This is a genomic window from Citrobacter sp. RHBSTW-00017 (genome assembly GCF_013797615.1).
GTDB classification, from domain to species: Bacteria; Pseudomonadota; Gammaproteobacteria; order Enterobacterales; family Enterobacteriaceae; genus Citrobacter; species Citrobacter braakii.
In genome coordinates this window covers 2,685,061-2,703,918 of sequence record NZ_CP056899.1, presented here as the reverse complement: position 1 = coordinate 2,703,918, position 18,858 = coordinate 2,685,061, and the positions used below count along the sequence as shown (strand labels likewise).

At 52.7% G+C, this 18,858-nt stretch carries 19 protein-coding genes and 1 pseudogene; 7 read left to right on the top strand and 13 right to left on the bottom strand.

What is annotated here, in order from left to right; translation table 11 throughout:
- Nucleotides 1-2: 2 nt before the first annotated feature.
- Complete coding sequence (gene sodC, locus HV037_RS13050) at nucleotides 3-527, top strand: superoxide dismutase [Cu-Zn] SodC (protein WP_016156429.1); 525 nt, start codon at nucleotides 3-5, stop codon at nucleotides 525-527.
- Here sodC and HV037_RS13045 read toward each other — a convergent pair.
- The 3 genes and pseudogenes from HV037_RS13045 to HV037_RS13035 form a co-directional block, all read right to left on the bottom strand.
- Nucleotides 503-2,543: pseudogene (locus HV037_RS13045) on the bottom strand (FUSC family protein). The gene sodC and the pseudogene HV037_RS13045 overlap by 25 nt on opposite strands.
- Nucleotides 2,540-3,403 carry an HlyD family secretion protein gene (locus tag HV037_RS13040; protein WP_199773184.1) on the bottom strand — a complete coding sequence of 288 codons (864 nt, stop codon included), beginning with the start codon at nucleotides 3,401-3,403 and terminating at the stop codon, nucleotides 2,540-2,542. Before HV037_RS13040 ends, HV037_RS13045 begins: the two are co-directional and overlap by 4 nt.
- A 2-nt stretch (nucleotides 3,404-3,405) precedes the next feature.
- Nucleotides 3,406-3,642: a DUF1656 domain-containing protein gene (locus tag HV037_RS13035; protein ID WP_080858752.1), complete on the bottom strand. Its 237-nt coding sequence runs from the start codon at nucleotides 3,640-3,642 to the stop codon at nucleotides 3,406-3,408.
- Between the two features lie 192 nt (nucleotides 3,643-3,834).
- Here HV037_RS13035 and slyA point away from each other — a divergent pair, with 192 nt between their 5' ends.
- Nucleotides 3,835-4,275, top strand: a complete 441-nt coding sequence (gene slyA, locus HV037_RS13030; protein ID WP_019076732.1) for a transcriptional regulator SlyA — start codon at nucleotides 3,835-3,837, stop codon at nucleotides 4,273-4,275.
- 47 nt (nucleotides 4,276-4,322) lie between these two features.
- Here slyA and slyB read toward each other — a convergent pair whose 3' ends face one another.
- Complete coding sequence (gene slyB, locus HV037_RS13025) at nucleotides 4,323-4,790, bottom strand: outer membrane lipoprotein SlyB (RefSeq protein ID WP_046276343.1); 468 nt, start codon at nucleotides 4,788-4,790, stop codon at nucleotides 4,323-4,325.
- 274 nt (nucleotides 4,791-5,064) lie between these two features.
- Between slyB and anmK the strand changes: the two genes are divergently transcribed.
- The 5 genes from anmK (at nucleotide 5,065) to pdxY (ending at nucleotide 9,644) form a co-directional block, all read left to right on the top strand.
- Nucleotides 5,065-6,186, top strand: a complete 1,122-nt coding sequence (anmK, locus tag HV037_RS13020; protein ID WP_103283842.1) for an anhydro-N-acetylmuramic acid kinase — start codon at nucleotides 5,065-5,067, stop codon at nucleotides 6,184-6,186.
- Nucleotides 6,187-6,273: 87 nt separating this feature from the next.
- The gene (mliC, locus tag HV037_RS13015; protein WP_085951051.1) at nucleotides 6,274-6,603 is read left to right on the top strand and encodes a C-type lysozyme inhibitor; all 330 of its coding nucleotides are present in this window, start codon (nucleotides 6,274-6,276) and stop codon (nucleotides 6,601-6,603) included.
- A gap of 58 nt (nucleotides 6,604-6,661) precedes the next feature.
- Nucleotides 6,662-7,318 carry a pyridoxamine 5'-phosphate oxidase gene (pdxH, locus tag HV037_RS13010; RefSeq protein WP_047358433.1) on the top strand — a complete coding sequence of 219 codons (657 nt, stop codon included), beginning with the start codon at nucleotides 6,662-6,664 and terminating at the stop codon, nucleotides 7,316-7,318.
- 126 nt (nucleotides 7,319-7,444) lie between these two features.
- On the top strand, nucleotides 7,445-8,719 hold the full coding sequence (gene tyrS / locus HV037_RS13005) for a tyrosine--tRNA ligase (protein ID WP_003836431.1): 1,275 nt from the start codon (nucleotides 7,445-7,447) through the stop codon (nucleotides 8,717-8,719).
- A gap of 64 nt (nucleotides 8,720-8,783) precedes the next feature.
- Nucleotides 8,784-9,644, top strand: a complete 861-nt coding sequence (pdxY, locus tag HV037_RS13000) for a pyridoxal kinase PdxY (RefSeq protein ID WP_019076734.1) — start codon at nucleotides 8,784-8,786, stop codon at nucleotides 9,642-9,644.
- Nucleotides 9,645-9,731: 87 nt separating this feature from the next.
- On the opposite strand, the gene gstA is transcribed toward pdxY, so the two are convergent.
- The 9 genes from gstA to rsxA form a co-directional block, all read right to left on the bottom strand.
- Nucleotides 9,732-10,337, bottom strand: coding sequence for a glutathione transferase GstA (gene gstA, locus HV037_RS12995; protein ID WP_016153002.1), 606 nt, complete (start codon nucleotides 10,335-10,337; stop codon nucleotides 9,732-9,734).
- 104 nt (nucleotides 10,338-10,441) lie between these two features.
- Nucleotides 10,442-11,947, bottom strand: coding sequence for a dipeptide/tripeptide permease DtpA (dtpA, locus tag HV037_RS12990; protein WP_016153003.1), 1,506 nt, complete (start codon nucleotides 11,945-11,947; stop codon nucleotides 10,442-10,444).
- Nucleotides 11,948-12,560: 613 nt separating this feature from the next.
- On the bottom strand, nucleotides 12,561-13,196 hold the full coding sequence (gene nth / locus HV037_RS12985) for an endonuclease III (RefSeq protein ID WP_016153004.1): 636 nt from the start codon (nucleotides 13,194-13,196) through the stop codon (nucleotides 12,561-12,563).
- The gene (locus HV037_RS12980; protein ID WP_016153005.1) at nucleotides 13,196-13,888 is read right to left on the bottom strand and encodes an electron transport complex subunit E; all 693 of its coding nucleotides are present in this window, start codon (nucleotides 13,886-13,888) and stop codon (nucleotides 13,196-13,198) included. Before HV037_RS12980 ends, nth begins: the two co-directional genes overlap by 1 nt.
- 3 nt (nucleotides 13,889-13,891) lie before the next feature.
- Entirely contained in the window at nucleotides 13,892-14,512 is a 621-nt protein-coding gene (gene rsxG, locus HV037_RS12975; RefSeq protein ID WP_016153006.1) for an electron transport complex subunit RsxG, read from the bottom strand.
- A gap of 9 nt (nucleotides 14,513-14,521) precedes the next feature.
- Nucleotides 14,522-15,574: an electron transport complex subunit RsxD gene (gene rsxD / locus HV037_RS12970; RefSeq protein WP_103283841.1), complete on the bottom strand. Its 1,053-nt coding sequence runs from the start codon at nucleotides 15,572-15,574 to the stop codon at nucleotides 14,522-14,524.
- Entirely contained in the window at nucleotides 15,575-17,692 is a 2,118-nt protein-coding gene (gene rsxC, locus HV037_RS12965) for an electron transport complex subunit RsxC (protein WP_181500103.1), read from the bottom strand.
- Nucleotides 17,685-18,263 carry an electron transport complex subunit RsxB gene (rsxB, locus tag HV037_RS12960; protein ID WP_006684670.1) on the bottom strand — a complete coding sequence of 193 codons (579 nt, stop codon included), beginning with the start codon at nucleotides 18,261-18,263 and terminating at the stop codon, nucleotides 17,685-17,687. The genes rsxC and rsxB overlap by 8 nt, the downstream gene beginning before the upstream one ends.
- Nucleotides 18,263-18,844, bottom strand: coding sequence for an electron transport complex subunit RsxA (gene rsxA / locus HV037_RS12955; protein ID WP_003029144.1), 582 nt, complete (start codon nucleotides 18,842-18,844; stop codon nucleotides 18,263-18,265). Before rsxA ends, rsxB begins: the two co-directional genes overlap by 1 nt.
- Nucleotides 18,845-18,858 lie beyond the last annotated feature (14 nt).

Sequence of the window (18,858 nt, the reverse complement as noted above, 5' to 3'; positions counted from 1 at the left end):
TTATGAAGCGTTTGAGTTTGGCCATTATTACTCTACTCGCCTGTGCAGGTGCGCAGGCTGCCAGTGAAGAAAAAGTGACGATGAATCTGGTAACGTCGCAAGGCGTCGGCCAGGCGATTGGTACGGTCACTATTGCTGAAACCGGGAAAGGGCTGGAGTTTACGCCCGATCTGAAAGCGCTGCCGCCGGGTGAACATGGCTTCCATGTCCATGCGAATGGCAGTTGCCAACCGGCGATTAAAGAAGGAAAAGCCTCAGCCGCGGAATCGGCTGGAGGCCATTATGATCCGCACCAAACCGGCAAGCACGAAGGTCCGGAAGGCGCAGGCCACATGGGCGACCTGCCGCTGCTGGTGGTGAATAACGACGGTAACGCCACAACACCGGTCATTGCGCCGCGGCTGAAAACGCTCGATGAGGTTAAAGGCAAAGCGCTGATGATCCATGTCGGTGGCGATAATATGTCCGATCAACCAAAACCGCTTGGCGGTGGTGGAGCGCGCTACGCCTGTGGCGTTATCAAATAATCAATTGCCTAGCGTACCCGGCGGAGGCGTCTGTTCGAGCTGAGAAAGCGAGCAGTGTAGTCGCCAGATAAGCGCCGACAGTTCTTGCGCCGCAGGTTGATGATGGTGGGCGAGCGTGTCGCAAATACGCTGTAGCTCACTCAGCGTGGCATTCAGCGGTCGTTGCTGAACGCCGCGCTCACTCATTACGTCGCGAAGCAGCGAGATACACACGTCTCTGACGCGAGCCAGAGGATCTGAACGCACCTCCCAGGTGCGCAGTTGCCACACCACGTGCGAGCAGTTAAGCAAGACAACCCCCCAACGCAATAGCCAGCGTCGCGCCAGTGCATCCTGACTGTTGCTGAGCTGGCTGACGTGGTGATAGGTCAGCGACTCAAATTCGTTTTCACTGAGCGAGGGATGTCGGCTGAGCTGATCGACAAAATCCCGGCGCAGGGCGCGAATATGGCGGCGACCTTTCCGCGCATCCGATCCGGGCCGTAGAATGGCGAATGCCAGCCACGATAGCGCCACGCCGGTTATTTTCGCCATATTGTCATTCAGGAAATCAGCAAAATCATAAACCGGCGGATTAGTCACCGCGATAAACGATCCCATAAACACGATTAGCTGTCCCCAAAGACCCGCCAGCGCGGGCATTTGCAGCTTCAGGAGTTGCATGGTAGCGAGCAGCGGGAAGAGAAACAGAATGAATTGCCAGAGGTCAGAGATTTGCACCATCAGGCCAAACTTAACCACAAAGCTAAACAGCGACAGCAGAACCAGCGTGCGCATCAGCAAAGAAAGTGACTTGAACGGCGTGGCTACGGCGGAATAGAGCACGCTGCTGATGGCCGCGAGCGTTAGTGCGCCAGAGCCTGATTCCCATTGCGCGCCAATGCTCCATGCGCCGATAAGCATCAGGGTACAGAACGTACGCAATCCGCTCCAGAGAGCTTCCGCATTATCGGTATGACGGGCAAGTCCTGGCGTGCGGGCGATAGTAATACGCTCGGCGGTAACGCCATTTTCCAGTAAATGCAGATAATGACTGCTGCGTAAGTAGAGCCGACAAAAATAACGCAGTCTTTGCCAGAAGGCGACGTGCCGATAGTCGCGCGCATCGAGAGGACGCAAGGGGGCGATAATACGCGCGACGGTGTAGGTGTCGGTATTGGATTTGACCAGCTCGCTGAGCAGTTGTTCGATGATTTCCCGGGTATTAGCCGGGGGAGTGGGCCAGTTCAGGAGCATCCTGCGCAGACTGGAGATCACGCTGGTCATACGTAACTGCTGATGCAACAGCGAATTGAGCAACGCATTTTGACGGCGAAAACGGTAGTGACTCCAGAACGCCTGAATACGTAGCAGGTTCATGGTCAAAATCTGACCAATAACACCTTCATGAGCTGTGCGAATCGCATCCGTTGTCTCCGGTTGCCAGAGTAAGCTGGCATGCTCCAGTAAACGCGAATGCATGTTTTTCAGCGCGGTAAGCAATGTGGTGCCATCGGAGGTGCTGGGGAGGATCATCATCATCATGCCGCCGCACAGGATACCGACGATGACCTCGCATACGCGGGCCTGAGCGATATCCCACAACTGCGTAATCTCTATGGTATTGACCATGGGAAAAGCAATGATCGCCGCCGTATAACCGGCCAGTTGAAAGGCGTAGGCGACGTTATTGGTGAAGTGAGCGCAGGCCCAGGTACAAAAACCGATCCACACTGACATGCTCAGCAAAAACAACCACGGCTCATTGAGGGTATGACCGGCAATAATCAACGCGGCGGTGGCACCCAGTAAGCTACCCGCAACACGACCCAGACTTTTGCTGATAACCCCGCCGACGGTGGGAAAGCTGACCACTGCCGCCGAGGTCATCGCCCAGTAGGGCTCATCCAGATTCAGGTAATAGGCGAACGTTAATGCCAGACACATCGCAATGGTATTTCGCAACGCATAACGCCACTGCGCTACCGTGGCTTTAAACCACGGCCAATGGCCTGGCATCAGGTGGGACAGTTTCATTTACGCTGGCCGATAGACACGCTGCAGGTCGTACCAGAAACCAGGGTGACCTTCTGCGGCAGAGCGTCGAATTCGATGCGGACCGGAACGCGTTGGGCCAGACGCACCCACGGCACATTGGGTTTGATGTCGGGAATCAGGCCGGAATCGCTTTCCACACTTTGGTCGTAGATGGCGCGACCAATACTGGATACGTGACCCTGTAACTTTATGTTGCCGCTGTAGAGCGTGATAACCGCAGGAGCACCTTCACGAATGTGGCGCAACTTGGTTTCTTCAAAATACCCCATCACATAGAAAGAGTGGCTGTCGACAAGGGCAAACAGGGGCTTACCGGTTGAGGCGTAGTCTCCAGTACGAGTTGAAAGGTTGGTGACCCAGCCCGCTACGGGCGCTTTGACCACCGTCTGCGTCAGTTGCCACTGTGCCTGGCGCAGACTGGCCTCGGCTGCTTCAACGCTGGCCTGCATGGCTTTCACGTTGAGGTTAGCAGTATCCAGATCTTCGGCTGAGATGTAATTTTGCGATAAATGACGGCGGCGGTTGGCTTCGTTATTGGCTTTCGCCAGATCGGACTGTGCCTTCGCCAGCTGCGCTTGCGCATTCAGTTCAGCAATGTGAAACGGCGTCTTGTCGATGATAAAAAGGACATCGCCTTTGTTCACAAACTGGTTATCTTTTATATTGAATTCGCTAATGCTGCCTGAGACCTGCGGCGTGATGCTGACCTGCTCAGCACGCACTTTGCCATCACGTGTCCAGGGCGATTGCATATAGTAATTCCACATCCACCATCCGGCGAAAACTGCGATGGCAGCGACTATAATGGTGGAGAAGTATTTAATGGTTTTAAGCGACATAATCACCACACAATCAGCATTACAAAGGCCAGACATACGCAAAGCGTAAAGAGTGACAGATCCATTAACAGGGGATGCCAGATTTCGCCGGAGTAAATCCAGTCGCGTAGCAGGCGATGAAAAATCAGCCAGAGAATAAATCCTGCTACAAACGCCTTGAAAACAGGAGGGAAGTAGACAGATGCTCCGATCATTAAATCTTGTAGGGGCAATCCTGTTGCATTAAACATAAACTTCACGGGCAAAATCCTTGGCGGAAGAGAGCATTGCTATAGGTTTAGCAAAAAAGAGACAATGAGTCTCTGTAACGCATAATGTCTGAAAAAATGTCAGCCGGTAAGCAAATTTGGCAATACATTTGTTTTGGGAATACAAATGCTGCACACTATTCTAAAATCAGCATAATAACTTAGCAAGCTAATTATAAGGAGATGAAATTGGAATCGCCATTAGGTTCTGATCTGGCACGGTTGGTGCGCATTTGGCGTGCTCTGATTGACCATCGCCTGAAACCTCTGGAGTTGACGCAGACGCATTGGGTTACGCTGCACAACATTCATCAATTGCCGCCTGATCAATCGCAGATTCAGTTGGCTAAAGCGATTGGCATCGAGCAGCCTTCGTTGGTACGCACGCTTGACCAGCTGGAAGAAAAGGGACTCATTTCACGACAGACTTGCGCCAGCGATCGTCGGGCTAAGAGAATTAAACTGACAGAAAAAGCAGAGCCGCTGATTGCAGATATGGAAGCGGTTATCAACAAGACGCGTGGAGAAATTTTGGAAGGGATTTCAGCTGAGGAAATTGATCTGCTGATTAAACTGGTCGCCAGACTGGAACACAATATTATTGAACTGCAGTCACAGGGCTGAAACGATAAGATGACGTGTGGCCAGAGCCTGACCACACGTGAATTCGATTAGCGTGGAGACACGGTAACCTGGCTGCCGTTGTTAGCCATAACAACGCGCTGGCCAGCTGAGAACTTGGTCGCACCCTGTTTCTGAACCACCATGATGGTATTACCGTCGTCCTTACGGATTTCCAGTTCTACACCCTGGGTTTTATTCATCGCACCTTGTACGCCTTGACCCGCTACGCCACCGGCAACTGCGCCAGCCGCCGTGGCTAATGAACGACCCGTACCGCCGCCGACGGTGTTACCCAGGAACCCGCCGAGTACCGCACCACCAATGGCGCCAATCACGTTTGCGTCATCGCCACCCTGGATTTGCACCGGACGAACATGAACAATTGTACCGTAGGTAACGTTCTGAACTTGTTTCGCTTCGGATGCGGTGTATACGTCGCCTGAAAGGCTATCATTGTTAACGCAGCCCGCCAAAGACACACCCATTAATGCAACAATCAGCACACGTTTAATCATTTACAAATCTCCTTTAACACCACGAAACGCTAATAAAGCACCCTTCATGGCTAAATTATATGGCACTTGTGAGCCTAAGGTCACATGTTCTACTGGAACAATATGAAAATCTTAACCGAAATCGGATATACCGAGTATAAACGAATCATTCATATAATTGATGTAATAAAGCGTCCATTGTAATGATTAGCCCTCAAAAATCATTAAGGAAGCATGGCATTAGTCGGCACTTTATGGTTGAGTGTCAAGGCTAATTTGCTTAAAAGGATGACATATGAAATCGGGCCGTTTTATCGGTGTAATGTCTGGAACCAGCCTTGATGGCGTCGATGTTGTGCTGGCGACAATAGATGAAACGATAGTTGCGCAACAGGCGAGTCTGACCTGGCCTATCCCTCTCCATATAAAGCAGGCGATCCTGGATATCTGTCAGGGGCAGCAGCTTACGCTATCGCAGTTTGGCCAACTTGACGCACAGCTCGGTTATCTGTTTGCCGAGGCGGTGAATGCGCTGTTGGCACAGGAAAAATTGAAACCGCAGGAGATCGTTGCGATTGGCTGTCATGGGCAAACCGTGTGGCATGAACCGACGGGGATCGCGGCGCACACGCTGCAAATTGGCGACAACAATCAAATCGTCGCGCGTACCGGGATAACGGTGATCGGCGATTTTCGTCGCCGCGATATCGCTCTCGGCGGGCAGGGCGCGCCGTTGGTTCCCGCTTTTCATCAGGCGCTGTTGGCTCATCCAACGGAGCGGCGGATGGTGCTAAACATCGGCGGAATTGCCAATCTGTCTCTGCTTATCCCACAGCAACCCGTTCGCGGTTACGATACCGGTCCGGGCAATATGCTGATGGATGCCTGGATCTGGCGGCAATGCGGCCAACCCTATGACAAAGATGCGCAGTGGGCCACATCGGGAACGGTGATCCTGCCTTTACTGCAAAATATGCTTAACGATCCTTATTTTTCTGCGCCTGCGCCGAAAAGCACTGGCCGCGAGTATTTCAATTATGGCTGGATAGAACGTCATATGGCGCAGTTCCCGGGAATAAGCCCGCGGGATGTGCAGGCGACGCTTGCCGAACTGACGGCCGTGACCATTTCCGAGCAGGTCTTGCTAAGCGGAGGCTGTGAACGGCTAATGGTATGCGGCGGCGGCAGCCGTAATCCGCTGCTGATGATGCGTCTGGCGGCGTTATTGCCAGGGACAGAGGTCACTTCAACCGATGAGGCTGGGATCAGCGGCGATGATATGGAGGCCCTGGCTTTTGCCTGGCTGGCGTGGCGAACGCTGGCGGGATTACCGGGAAATCTGCCTTCCGTGACCGGCGCATCAGAACCGAGCGTTTTAGGGGCGATTTATCCTGCTAACCCACGAACTCAGAGTTAACTGAAATTATTCAGCGCCATATGTCGATAAACTAGGGATATTAGGGAGGGTGCCATTACCCTCCAGGACCAGGAAAGTCTTCAGGATATGGCTATGAAAAAACTGTTGTTAGTGTGTCTGCCGGTACTGCTTAGCGGGTGCAGCGTGTACAACCAATTTGTCGAGCGTATGCAAACGGATACGCTTGAATACCGCTGTGACGAAAAACCGCTTACCGTGAAGCTGAACAATACCCGTCAGATGGCGAGTTTTGTTTATGATAATCAGCTATTGAACCTCAAACAGGGCGTGTCGGCATCAGGTGCTCGCTATACCGATGGTATTTACGTCTTCTGGTCTAAAGGCGATGAGGCAACGGTCTATAAACGAGACAGAATTGTGCTAAATAACTGTCAGTTACAGAACCCGAAGCGTTGAGATTTTCACCTGGGCGGCGCACAATAGCGTCACCCACTGACAATCCGTAGCCAACATCATGTCTGATAACGACGAATTGCAGCAAATCGCGCATTTGCGCCGTGAATACACGAAAGGCGGTCTCCGCCGCCGCGATCTTCCCTCCGAACCCCTTGCGCTGTTCGAGCGCTGGCTGGGGCAAGCCTGTGACGCCAAACTGGCCGATCCCACAGCGATGGTCGTTGCTACCGTCGATGAAAACGGTCAGCCTTATCAGCGTATCGTGTTGCTCAAACATTATGATGACAAAGGGCTGGTGTTCTATACCAACCTCGGTAGCCGTAAGGCACATCAGATTGAGAAAAACCCACGCATCAGCCTCCTGTTTCCCTGGCATACGCTGGAACGGCAGGTGATGGTGATCGGCAAGGCTGAGCGCCTATCCACGCTGGAAGTGGTGAAATACTTCCACAGTCGCCCACGTGATAGCCAGATTGGCGCCTGGGTCTCTAAGCAATCCAGTCGGATCTCCGCGCGCGGTATTCTGGAAAGCAAATTCCTCGAACTGAAGCAGAAGTTTCAGCAAGGTGAAGTTCCACTGCCCAGTTTCTGGGGAGGCTTTCGCGTGAGTATTGAGCAGATGGAGTTCTGGCAGGGTGGCGAAAACCGTCTGCACGATCGTTTTTTATACCAACGCGAAGATAACGCGTGGAAAATTGATCGCCTGGCCCCCTAAAGATGCAAAATTCTTGTTTTAAGCGCTGGTGCTGAACAATCCGGCGCTTTATTCTATGTTTCTTTCGCATCAGGCGAAAAGTCGTGTACCGGCTAAGGTGCAGTCGTTTTATACATGGAGATTTTGATGGCAAGCAGTAACTTGATTAAACAATTGCAAGAGCGGGGGCTGGTGGCCCAGGTGACGGACGAGGAAGCGTTAGCAGAGCGACTGGCGCAAGGCCCGATCGCGCTCTATTGCGGCTTCGATCCTACCGCTGACAGCTTGCATTTGGGGCATCTGGTTCCATTGTTATGCCTGAAACGCTTCCAGCAGGCAGGCCATAAACCTGTCGCACTGGTGGGTGGCGCAACCGGTCTGATTGGTGACCCGAGCTTTAAAGCCGCCGAGCGTAAACTGAATACCGAAGACACCGTGCAGGAGTGGGTGGATAAAATCCGCAAACAGGTTGCGCCGTTCCTCGATTTCGACTGTGGCGACAACTCGGCGATTGCTGCGAACAACTATGACTGGTTTGGCAGTATGAATGTACTGACTTTCCTGCGTGATATCGGCAAACACTTCTCCGTTAACCAGATGATCAACAAAGAAGCGGTGAAGCAGCGTCTGAACCGTGACGATCAGGGGATCTCTTTTACCGAGTTTTCTTACAACCTGCTGCAGGGTTATGACTTTGCCTGCCTGAACAAACTGCACGGTGTTGCGCTGCAGATTGGCGGTTCTGACCAGTGGGGCAATATTACTTCGGGTATCGATTTGACCCGTCGTCTGCACCAGAACCAGGTGTTTGGTCTGACCGTTCCGTTGATCACTAAAGCTGACGGTACGAAATTCGGTAAGACGGAAGGCGGCGCTGTGTGGCTGGATCCGAAGAAAACCAGTCCGTACAAATTCTACCAGTTCTGGATTAACACCGCCGATGCGGATGTTTATCGCTTCCTGAAATTCTTCACCTTCATGGACATTGAAGAGATCAATGCGCTGGAAGAAGAAGATAAAAATAGCGGTAAAGCGCCGCGCGCCCAGTATGTTCTGGCTGAGCAAGTAACGCGTCTGGTTCACGGCGAAGAAGGTCTGGTAGCGGCAAAACGTATTACCGAAAGCTTGTTCAACGGTAATCTGAGCGATTTGAGCGAAGCGGATTTCGAACAGCTGGCGCAAGATGGCGTGCCGATGATCGAGATGGACAAAGGTGCCGATCTGATGCAGGCGCTGGTGGACTCCGAGCTGCAACCTTCTCGCGGCCAGGCACGTAAGACTATCGCGTCTAATGCGGTGACCATCAACGGTGAGAAGCAATCCGATCCGGAATATTTCTTCCAGGAGAGTGATATCCTGTTCGGGCGCTACACCTTACTGCGCCGTGGCAAGAAGAACTATTGTCTGATTTGCTGGAAGTAAGATTTAGTTAGCAGGGGCGTGGGAAACTACGCCCCTTTATTTTTTCAGGGTTGTGGTAAGTAAAATGAAGAATATCCTCGCCATCCAGTCCCACGTTGTTTTTGGTCATGCGGGCAACAGTGCAGCAGAATTTCCAATGCGTCGTCTTGGCGCAAATGTCTGGCCGCTGAATACCGTTCAGTTTTCTAACCACACACAGTACGGCAAATGGACCGGTTGCGTTATGCCGCCGAGTCATCTGACTGACATTGTCCAGGGCATTGCCGATATCGATAAACTCCAGACTTGTGACGCAGTACTGAGCGGCTATCTTGGCTCGGCTGAACAGGGCGAGCATATTCTGGGTATTGTACGCAAAGTAAAAGCGGCCAATCCGCAGGCGAAATATTTTTGTGACCCGGTGATGGGCCATCCGGAAAAAGGGTGTATCGTCGCGCCGGGCGTAGCGGAGTTTCATGTACGCCATGCGCTTCCAGCCAGCGATATTATCGCCCCGAATTTGGTTGAGCTCGAAATTCTGTGCGAGCATGCGGTGAACAATGTCAATGAGGCCGTGGCGGCAGCGCGTGAGCTCATCGCTCAGGGACCAGAGATTGTGCTGGTGAAGCACCTGGCTCGCGCGGGTATCAGCGCAGATCGTTTCGAGATGCTGTTAGTTACTGCTGAACAGGCATGGCATATCAGCCGACCGTTAGTCGATTTTGGCGCACGTCAACCGGTTGGCGTGGGTGATGTCACCAGCGGCTTATTGTTGGTTAAACTGCTGCAGGGCGCGTCTTTACAGCAGGCGCTGGAGCACGTGACGGCGGCGGTGTACGAAGTGATGATTGCCACCAAAAAAATGCACGAGTATGAGCTGCAGGTTGTGGCTGCGCAGGATTGTATCGCGAAGCCTGAACACTACTTCAGCGCGACGCAGTTGTAACCAATGCCCGATGGCGCTCACGCTTATCGGGCCTGCGTTTGTTTGGCTGAAAGCCGGGTAAGCGCAAGCGCTTCCCGGCAACAACAATTAATTTAACCCTTCTGCTTTCAACGCCGCGGCAACCGCCGGACGTTCAGCCATACGCGCCATATACGCATCGATATTGCTTAATCCTGCCATATTCAGCTTAACCGCATAGGCCCAACGCAGCACGGTGAACAAATAGGCGTCCGCAATGCTGAAGCGCGAACCGCAGATCCATTGGTTATCTTGCAGCGCGTCGTTCACATACTGCATTTTTTTCTCCAGCAGCGCGCGAACGGTTGGCTTGAAGTCTTCCGGCGTATCGGGACGGAACAGTGGGGTAAAGCCCTTATGCAGTTCTGTCGCAATGTAGTTAAGCCATTCAATGGTTTTGTAACGGGAGAGGCTGCTGGTCGGGGCAAGGAGTTGACGGTCTGGAACGGTGTCCGCCAGGTATTGCATGATGGCGACGCCTTCGGTCAGTAGCGTACCGTCATCCAGCAGCAGCGCGGGAACTTGCCCTTTTGGGTTTACCGCGAAAAAATCATCGCCGTTTTCCAGACGCTTCTTCATCAGATCAACACCATCCAGCGTGAAATCTTTACCGCTCTCACGAAGTGTGATGTGGGAAGCAAGAGAACAAGCGCCCGGTTTGTAGAACAGTTTCATCGGTAACTCCTTTTGGCTGAGGTATATCGTATGGTAGTGCTAGCTCAGGCAAAAAAAAAGCCGCTAACACCAGTTAGCGGCCTGAAAAAGAGTTTCCCTGAGAATTACGCTGTCGCGGCCTTAGAGGCTTTCTCATTGACGTCATCGTCCTGAGTCATACGATTCAGCTTCGGTGCCGTCAGCAGCATCAGAACAGCGATAACAGCCGTAGCAACACCAATCTGCAGGAACACACGACCGTAGACTTCAAGGGACATCAGCGGGTCAGTGACGTTCTCTGGTACAGCCATCATGTTGGCTACGTAACCACCGATGATGTTTGCACCGGCAGTGGTCAGGAACCAGCTACCCATGATGAAGCCCATCAGGCGTTGCGGAACCAGCTGAGCCACCATTGCCAGACCCAGACCGGAGATCATCAGTTCACCGATACTTTGCAGACCGTAGCAGATGATCAGCCAGTTAACGGAAACGATGCCCGCATCGGTAGCGAATTTAGCACCCAGCGGCAGGATCAGGAATGCACCGGAACACAGCACCATACCAATCGCAAACTTGGTTGGCATCGGCAGGGTATCGCCCATCTTGTTATAGATAGCGGCGAGGATTGGGCTACCAATGATGATCCAGAACGGGTTCAGTGCCTGGTACTGCTCAGGTTCGAAAGCAATGCCAAGAATAGAGTGCTCAACGTTACGAATCGCGAAGAAGTTCAGTGAGGTCGGCATCTGGCTGTACAGCACGAAGAAGATAATCGCTTCCAGCATCAGAATGAAGGCGACGATCATTTTACGACGCGCAGCACCGTGCATGGTGAATGCTTCTTTACCGAAGATAAACACGATACCCAGAGCAATGACGCCCAGAACCATACGTGCGATCTGCTGGTTGTGCAGCAACCAGGTTGCAATCGCGATCAGCACCACGACGCCAACAATAGTCAGCAACAGGTTACGGAAGTTGATCGGCTCAAAGTCAGGTTTAGAACCGTACTGTTTAACCCAGCGCTGACAGAATGCGAAGTTAACAACGGTAATCAGCATACCCACGACGCTCAGAGCGAACGCGGTGCTCCAGCCGTAATGCGCAGCCAACCACGGTGTTGCCAGCATAGAGAAGAATGAACCGATGTTGACGGACATGTAGTACATGGTAAATGCACCATCAAGACGCGGGTCATCTTTGGCATAGCAGGTAGAGAGCAGGGATGATGGGTTTGCTTTAAACAGGCCGTTACCGACCGCGATGGCCGCCATGCCCATATAAACGATACCCGCATCGTGACCAGACCATGCTACCAACGCATAACCGATGGCCAGGACAACGGCACCCAGCATAATGACACGTTTTGTACCCAGAACTTTATCACCTAACCAGCCGCCAATGGCAACCAGACCGTACACCAGGGCGCTAAAGGACGAGAAAAGGGTGATGGAATCCGCTTCTGACATACCCAGTTGTTTAACCAGGTAGACGGCCATAATTCCTTGCAGGCCGTAATAACCAAAACGCTCCCACAGCTCAATAGAGAAAATGAGATAGAACGCTTTTGGTTGTTTGAAGGCGTTTAAACTCACGCTTTCTGTTGGTTTATTGTTTGCAGTAGACACTTTTACCTCTTTTTTTACATCCCATATCAACGGGGGTGTTCAGGCACGTGATGAGTCAAGTTCATCCGTCCGATTGTTATAGTGGGAGGGGAAACGGCAAGTAATGTTCACTATCTTGACCATTCAGACAAGTGGTTTGTAATAATCTGTTACATATATCATGACTGGTGAAATCGTCGGGACTGTGAAATGTTATCTAGCGTTAAATTTCTTCATTTGAAAAATGGCAGATTTTTACACTGTTTAATCAGGGTAAAAACCGCAATGTGGCGATATGTTCTGCTATTTGCGCTTGAATCCAGTGATATAGGCCATTATCTGAAAAATAGCCAGTGTAATGTTTTGTTTAGAAACTGTTCAGTTAGGTCATCTGATTGTCACTTTAACTAAAAAATAAATATTTTTTAACATTGTGTTATCTGGATGATCTGGATCACGTATAGATAGAAATTTCTTTTACTAAAAAAACGATTAACCTGCTCAGGTGTTAATTAACAAGAATAATGCATTAGATATGCGCGGTTGAACGGCATCATTGTCGGGAAAATAAGCTCAGGGGAGTGCATAACTAATCGTTATGTTAGCGTGGGGCGAGCAGTATGCCCCGGCAGCATCAGATATCGACTTTCTCTTTGAATTCGCAAAGATCTTCGATAATGCAGGAACCGCAGCGCGGCTTTCTGGCTATACAGGTGTAGCGGCCATGAAGAATTAACCAGTGATGGCAATCGACTTTAAATTCACTGGGTACGACTTTCAGCAGCTTCTCTTCAACCTGCTCAACGTTCTTACCTGGGGCGAACTGGGTACGATTACAAACGCGAAAAATATGGGTGTCTACGGCAATAGTGGGCCAGCCAAAGGCGGTATTTAACACCACATTAGCCGTCTTTCGCCCAACCCCGGGCAGGGCTTCTAATGCGGCCCGGTCTTCAGGCACTTCACCATTATGCTGCTCCAGCAGAATGCGGCAGGTTTTAATCACGTTCTCCGCTTTGCTGTTAAACAAACCGATTGTCTTGATGTAGGACTTAACCCCTTCAACGCCAAGCTCCAGCATCGCGGCTGGCGTATTGGCGATGGGGTAGAGCTTAGCCGTCGCTTTATTGACGCTGACATCGGTGGCCTGCGCGGAGAGCAAGACTGAAATCAGCAGTTCGAACGGCGATGTAAAATTTAGCTCGGTTGTCGGATGCGGATTGTTCTCACGCAGGCGCGTCAGTATTTCCAGCCGTTTTGCTTTGTTCATTACACATTCCCTGTTTCACCGGCCGGACTGTCCGTGACAGCCGCCTCGGCACGACGTTTCTTCATTTTCTCATCAATCAGATACTTAACAGCCAGCATCAGACCCAGGCCAATAAACGCGCCTGGTGGCAGCATGGCCAGCAGAAACGGCGTATCGGTATGAAAGATCTCAACGCGCAATACTTTGGCCCAGCTACCCAACAAACCGTCTGCGCCATCAAAGAGTGTACCGTTACCAATTATTTCACGTAGCGAGCCCAGAACAAACATGGCGCCAGTTGCGCCCATGCCGATGGAAAAACCATCGAGTGCGGATAGCGCAGGGCCTTTTTTGGCTGCGAAGGCTTCAGCGCGGCCAACAACAATACAGTTGGTCACAATCAGCGGGATAAAAATGCCCAGAGACTGATACAGGCCAAAAGCGTAGGCATTGATCAACATTTGCACCGCGCTCACCACGGAGGCGATGATCATGACATAAATCGGAATACGTATTTCAGGCGGTGTCCAGCGACGAAGGGCAGAAATCGTCAGGTTCGTCAGCGTCAGGACGAGCGTAGTCGCGAGTCCCAGGCCCAGCGCGTTAGTGGCGGTCGAGGTGACGGCCAACAGCGGACACATCCCGAGTAACTGCACAAGCGCGGAGTTATTTTTCCATAACCCTTGGACAATAACGTCTTTAATTTCGCTCATGGTTTATTCTCCACAGGCGCTAAGTTGAGGAAGTTGCGCGGGCAGCGTCTGCGCATACAAACCGGCGCGTTTTACTGCATTAACTACCGCACGCGGCGTAATGGTTGCGCCAGTAAACTGGTCAAAGTCGCCGCCGTCTTTTTTCACCGCCCAGTGAGCGTCGTTACCCGCAGCGATCGTTTTGCCGCTAAAGTGGGTGATCCAGTCGGACAGTCGCAGTTCGATTTTATCACCCAGCCCTGGCGTTTCATGATGTTCGGTCACCCGCGTACCCAACACGGTACCCGAAAAATCGACACCAACCAGCAGTTGAATAGCCCCGGAATAACCATCTGGCGCCGTAGCTTCAAGAATTGCTGCAACGGGACGATCGTCCTGGCGGGCAATATACACTCGGTGAGTGCCTTTGCCCAACGCCTGCGCATCGACCAGATAACAACTTTCGGACAAATTATTATTGTAGCGATCGCCAGGCAGAACCTGATCGAACAGCGTTTTTTGCTGCAGCGCGGCCTGTTCATCAATGGTGGACTTGGTTAATTGATTGATTGCCGCGGTTAACCCCGTCGAGCCCGCTGCAAACAGCGCCAGAGTAATACCGTGTTTACGAATCGTTTTCAGCATAGGGAGTCCTTAGCGATGTCCGTACACGCGAGGGCGGGTGTAATAATCAATCAGGGGAACCGTGATATTTGCCAGCAATACGGCAAAAGCCACGCCATCAGGATAACCGCCAAAACTGCGAATCAACCACACTAACAGGCCCGCAAGTGCGCCAAAAATCAGGCGGCCACGGTTGGTTGTTGATGCTGTAACGGGATCGGTAAGAATAAAGAATGCACCCAGCATGGTCGCGCCGGAAAGTAGGTGCAACTGAGGCGAGGCCAGCGAATCTGGCGAGAAAATCCAGCCTAAAGTGGCACAAACGGCGAGCGACAGCAGGAAGCTAACCGGGATATGCCAGCGAATCGCTTTCTGCCATAGCAACACGACGCCGCCCACCAGCCAGGCAAGGTTAACCCACTGCCAGCCAGCACCTGCAAGCATGCCGTTGTAGATTGGGTATTGCATCACCTGCTCAACAGTACGTCCCGCATGCAGCGAAGTCTTAAAGGTATCGAGAGGCGTTGCCTGACTGATACCATCAATACCCATACGCAGCGTGTTCATATCCCCGCCACTGGCGGTATGTCCGCTAAAGATAACGTTCAGGGCGTCAAAAAAACCAGGCACAGTCGCCGCAATTTCATGCGGCGGCAGCCAGCTTGTCATCTGTACCGGGAATGAAATCAGCAGCACCACGTAACCAATCATGGCGGGGTTAAACGGGTTCTGACCGAGGCCGCCATACAGCTGTTTAGCAATGATAACGGCGAATACCGTGCCTAAAACTACCATCCACCAGGGGGCGAGCGGGGGAATACTCACGGCCAGCAGTAACCCGGTGAGCAACGCGGAGTTGTCTTTTAAAATCGCGACAATGGGTTGTTTGCGCAGTTTAAGCACGACCGCTTCGGCGGCGATAGCGCTGATGGCGGCCAGAACTATCTGGAACAACGTACCCCAGCCAAAGAACCACAGCTGAGCGGCGATCCCCGGCAATGCAGCCAGTAACACCAGCATCATGATACGCGATGTCTGGCGCTGGTTATGGGTATAAGGGGAGCTTGCTATTCTGAATACCATTTATTCCTCGTTTACAACCTGCTGCTGGGCGGCTTTCTTTGCCTGAGCGCGTGCAATAGCGGCCGCGACGGCGGCTTTACGCGGATCCACCGGTTCGACTGTTTCCGTAACCGTCTGCTGCTCGAGCTTGCGGGCTTTGGCGCGGGCGATAGCCGCTTCCACGGCAGCTTTGCGGGGATCCACCGGTTCGGCTGTTTCCGTAACTGTCTGCTGCTCGAGCTTGCGGGCTTTGGCGCGGGCGATAGCCGCTTCCACGGCAGCTTTGCGGGGATCCACCGGTTCGGCTGTTTCCGTAACCGCCTGCTGCTCGAGCTTGCGAGCTTTGGCGCGGGCGATAGCCGCTTCCACGGCGGCTTTACGCGGATCCACCGGTTCAGCTGTTTCCGTTACGGTTTCCTGCTCAAGCTTGCGGGCTTTGGCACGAGCGATTGCCGCTTCCACTGCAGCTTTACGCGGGTCGACCTCTGTGCTGTTGCCTCCAGTTTGGGGAGGGTTTTCCATCCGGGTTGCGCGAGCTTGCGCCTTACGCGCCTCGCGTGCGGCAATCACGGCACTATTGTCAGGTTTTTCGCCAGCCTGAATGACTACTGGCTGCATTGCCTGAGCCTGCTTTTCTTTTACGCGAGCCAGCGCGGCGGCAATGGCATCATGATCTTTAGCCGCAGGCTGAACGGCAGCGCTTTTGTGACGTTCAAGACGAGCTGCTTTTTCACGTTCTAGTCTCGCCTGTCGGGCTTCAAATCGCGCTTTCGCTTCAGCGGCACGTTTTTCTTCCTGACTAATGGCATAAATCTCGGCTTTTTCCTGACGGAAATACTGCACCAGTGGAATATTGCTTGGGCATACCCAGGCGCAGGCACCGCATTCAATGCAGTCCGCGATATTGTGCGCTGTTGCTTTGTCGTGCTGCTGCCCTTTACTGAACCAATAAAGCTGTTGCGGCAGGAGATCGGCCGGACAGGCATCGGCGCATGCGCTACAGCGAATGCAGCCTTTCTCTTCCGGCGTTTCTCCCATTTCACTGGCAGAGGGCGCCAGAAGACAGTTGGTTATCTTCACCACCGGTACATCCAGCCACGGCAGCGTAAAGCCCATCAGCGGCCCGCCCATAATTACCATCTGGTCGGCGGAAGGGCAGAAGCCCGCGTCGTTGAGCAGATGACGAACCGGCGTGCCTAAACGCGCCCAGACGTTGCCCGGACGGCTGACGGCTTCGCCGGTCAGCGTCACGACACGCTCGGTAATCGGTTCTCCGTCAATCACCGCACGTTTAATCGCGTAGGCGGTTCCAACGTTTTGCATCAGCACGCCGATATCTGAAGAGCGTCCCCCGTGGGGAACCTGCTTGCCGGTCAGGATTTGCGTTAACTGCTTGGCCCCGCCTGACGGGTACTTGGTGGGGATTACGCGTAAGCTGATATCGTGTGAATCAGCCAGCACCGCGCGCAGCATGGAAATTGCCTGTGGCTTGTTATCTTCAATGCCCAGTAGAATTTCGCGTGGCTGAAGAATATGCGCCAGGATGCGGATACCTTCGACGACCTGCGCCGCGCAGTCCTGCATCAGGCGGTCATCAGCCGTAATGTACGGCTCGCATTCAGCAGCGTTAATGATCAGCGTTTCAATTTTATCTCCGCCGCCCTGCAGCTTAACGCCGGTGGGAAAACCTGCGCCACCCAGTCCGGCGACGCCGAACTGGTGAATACGTGCGATCAGCTCTTCCCGGCTGCGGGAACGGTAATCGGCCCAGCCGTCTCGCTCAATCCAGCGATCTTCGCCATCGGCATCAATAATAACGCTCAGCTCAGCTAATGCCGATGGATGTGCAGTAGAATGCGGCGCAATAGCAACAACGGTGCCTGACGTTGGCGCATGTACCGGAAGCATTTTACCACGCCCAAGGGTTAACGCCTGACCACGCAGCACGGTGTCGCCTACGTTTACGCACAGCTCACCCTCCGCGCCAATATGTTGTTTCAGCGGAATAACAAAGCGTGGCGCCAGCGGAACCTGTCGCAGCGGCGTACCGTTCGACTGGGTCTTCATTTCTGGTGGATGAATGCCGCCATCAAAGTCCCAGATTTTGTTTTTTCTGAATGCAGAGAATAACTTAAACATGTTGTTCCACGGGAATGATGCGCACAGGGATGGTGTTTAAATCCCATTTCCAGCTATCAGGTGTCTCGGCCACCGGGCGTAATTCGATACATTGCGTCGGGCACGGATCAACGCACAGGTTGCACCCGGTGCAGAGATCGCTCATCACCGTGTGCATGGCGCGGGTCGCGCCCACGATCGCATCAACCGGGCAGGCCTGAATGCACTTTGTACAACCGATACAGTTATTTTCATCAATGACCGCCAGCATACGCACGGGGGTAACATCGTGTTCATCACCATCAATCGGCTGCGGGTCGACGTTCAGCAGGGCGGCAATTTTTAACATCACCGCTTCGCCTCCGGGTGCGCAACGGTTGATTTTTTCGCCCTGAGAGCCGATCGCTTCAGCGTAAGGATGACAGCCCGGATAGCCGCATTGTCCACACTGGCTTTGCGGGAGAATTTCATCAATTTTCTCCACGACAGGATCATCTTCGACGGCAAAACGTCGTGAGGCGTAACCCAAAATAGCGCCGAACGCCAGACCCAGTAGACTCACTGCGGCAACGGCAATCCAGATAGCATTCATTACAACTTCACCAAACCACTAAAGCCCATAAAGGCCAATGACATTAAACCAGCGGTAATCAGCGCAATCGCATTACCGCGAAACGGAGCAGGCACGTCCGCCACGGCGAGGCGTTCGCGGATGGCGGCGAACAGTACCATCACCAGCGAGAAGCCGACGGCGGCGGAAAAACCGTATAGCGCCGACTGTAAAAAGTTATGACCGAGATTGATATTCAGTAACGCCACGCCTAATACCGCGCAGTTAGTGGTGATCAGCGGTAGGAAGATCCCCAACAGGCGGTAAAGTGCAGGGCTGGTTTTGCGTACAACCATCTCGGTAAATTGCACGACGACGGCGATGACCAGAATAAAAGCCAACGTGCGCAGATAGATGAGATTGAGTGGAATGAGGATCCAGGTGTCAATCAGCCATGCGCAGATGGATGCCAGTGTCATGACAAACGTCGTGGCAAGGCCCATACCCATTGCGGTTTCCAGTTTTTTGGAAACGCCCATAAACGGGCAGAGCCCCAGAAACTTGACCAGTACAAAGTTATTGACCAGTACAGTTCCGACAAACAGCAGCAGGTAATCAGTCATTTTTCGGCCTGAAA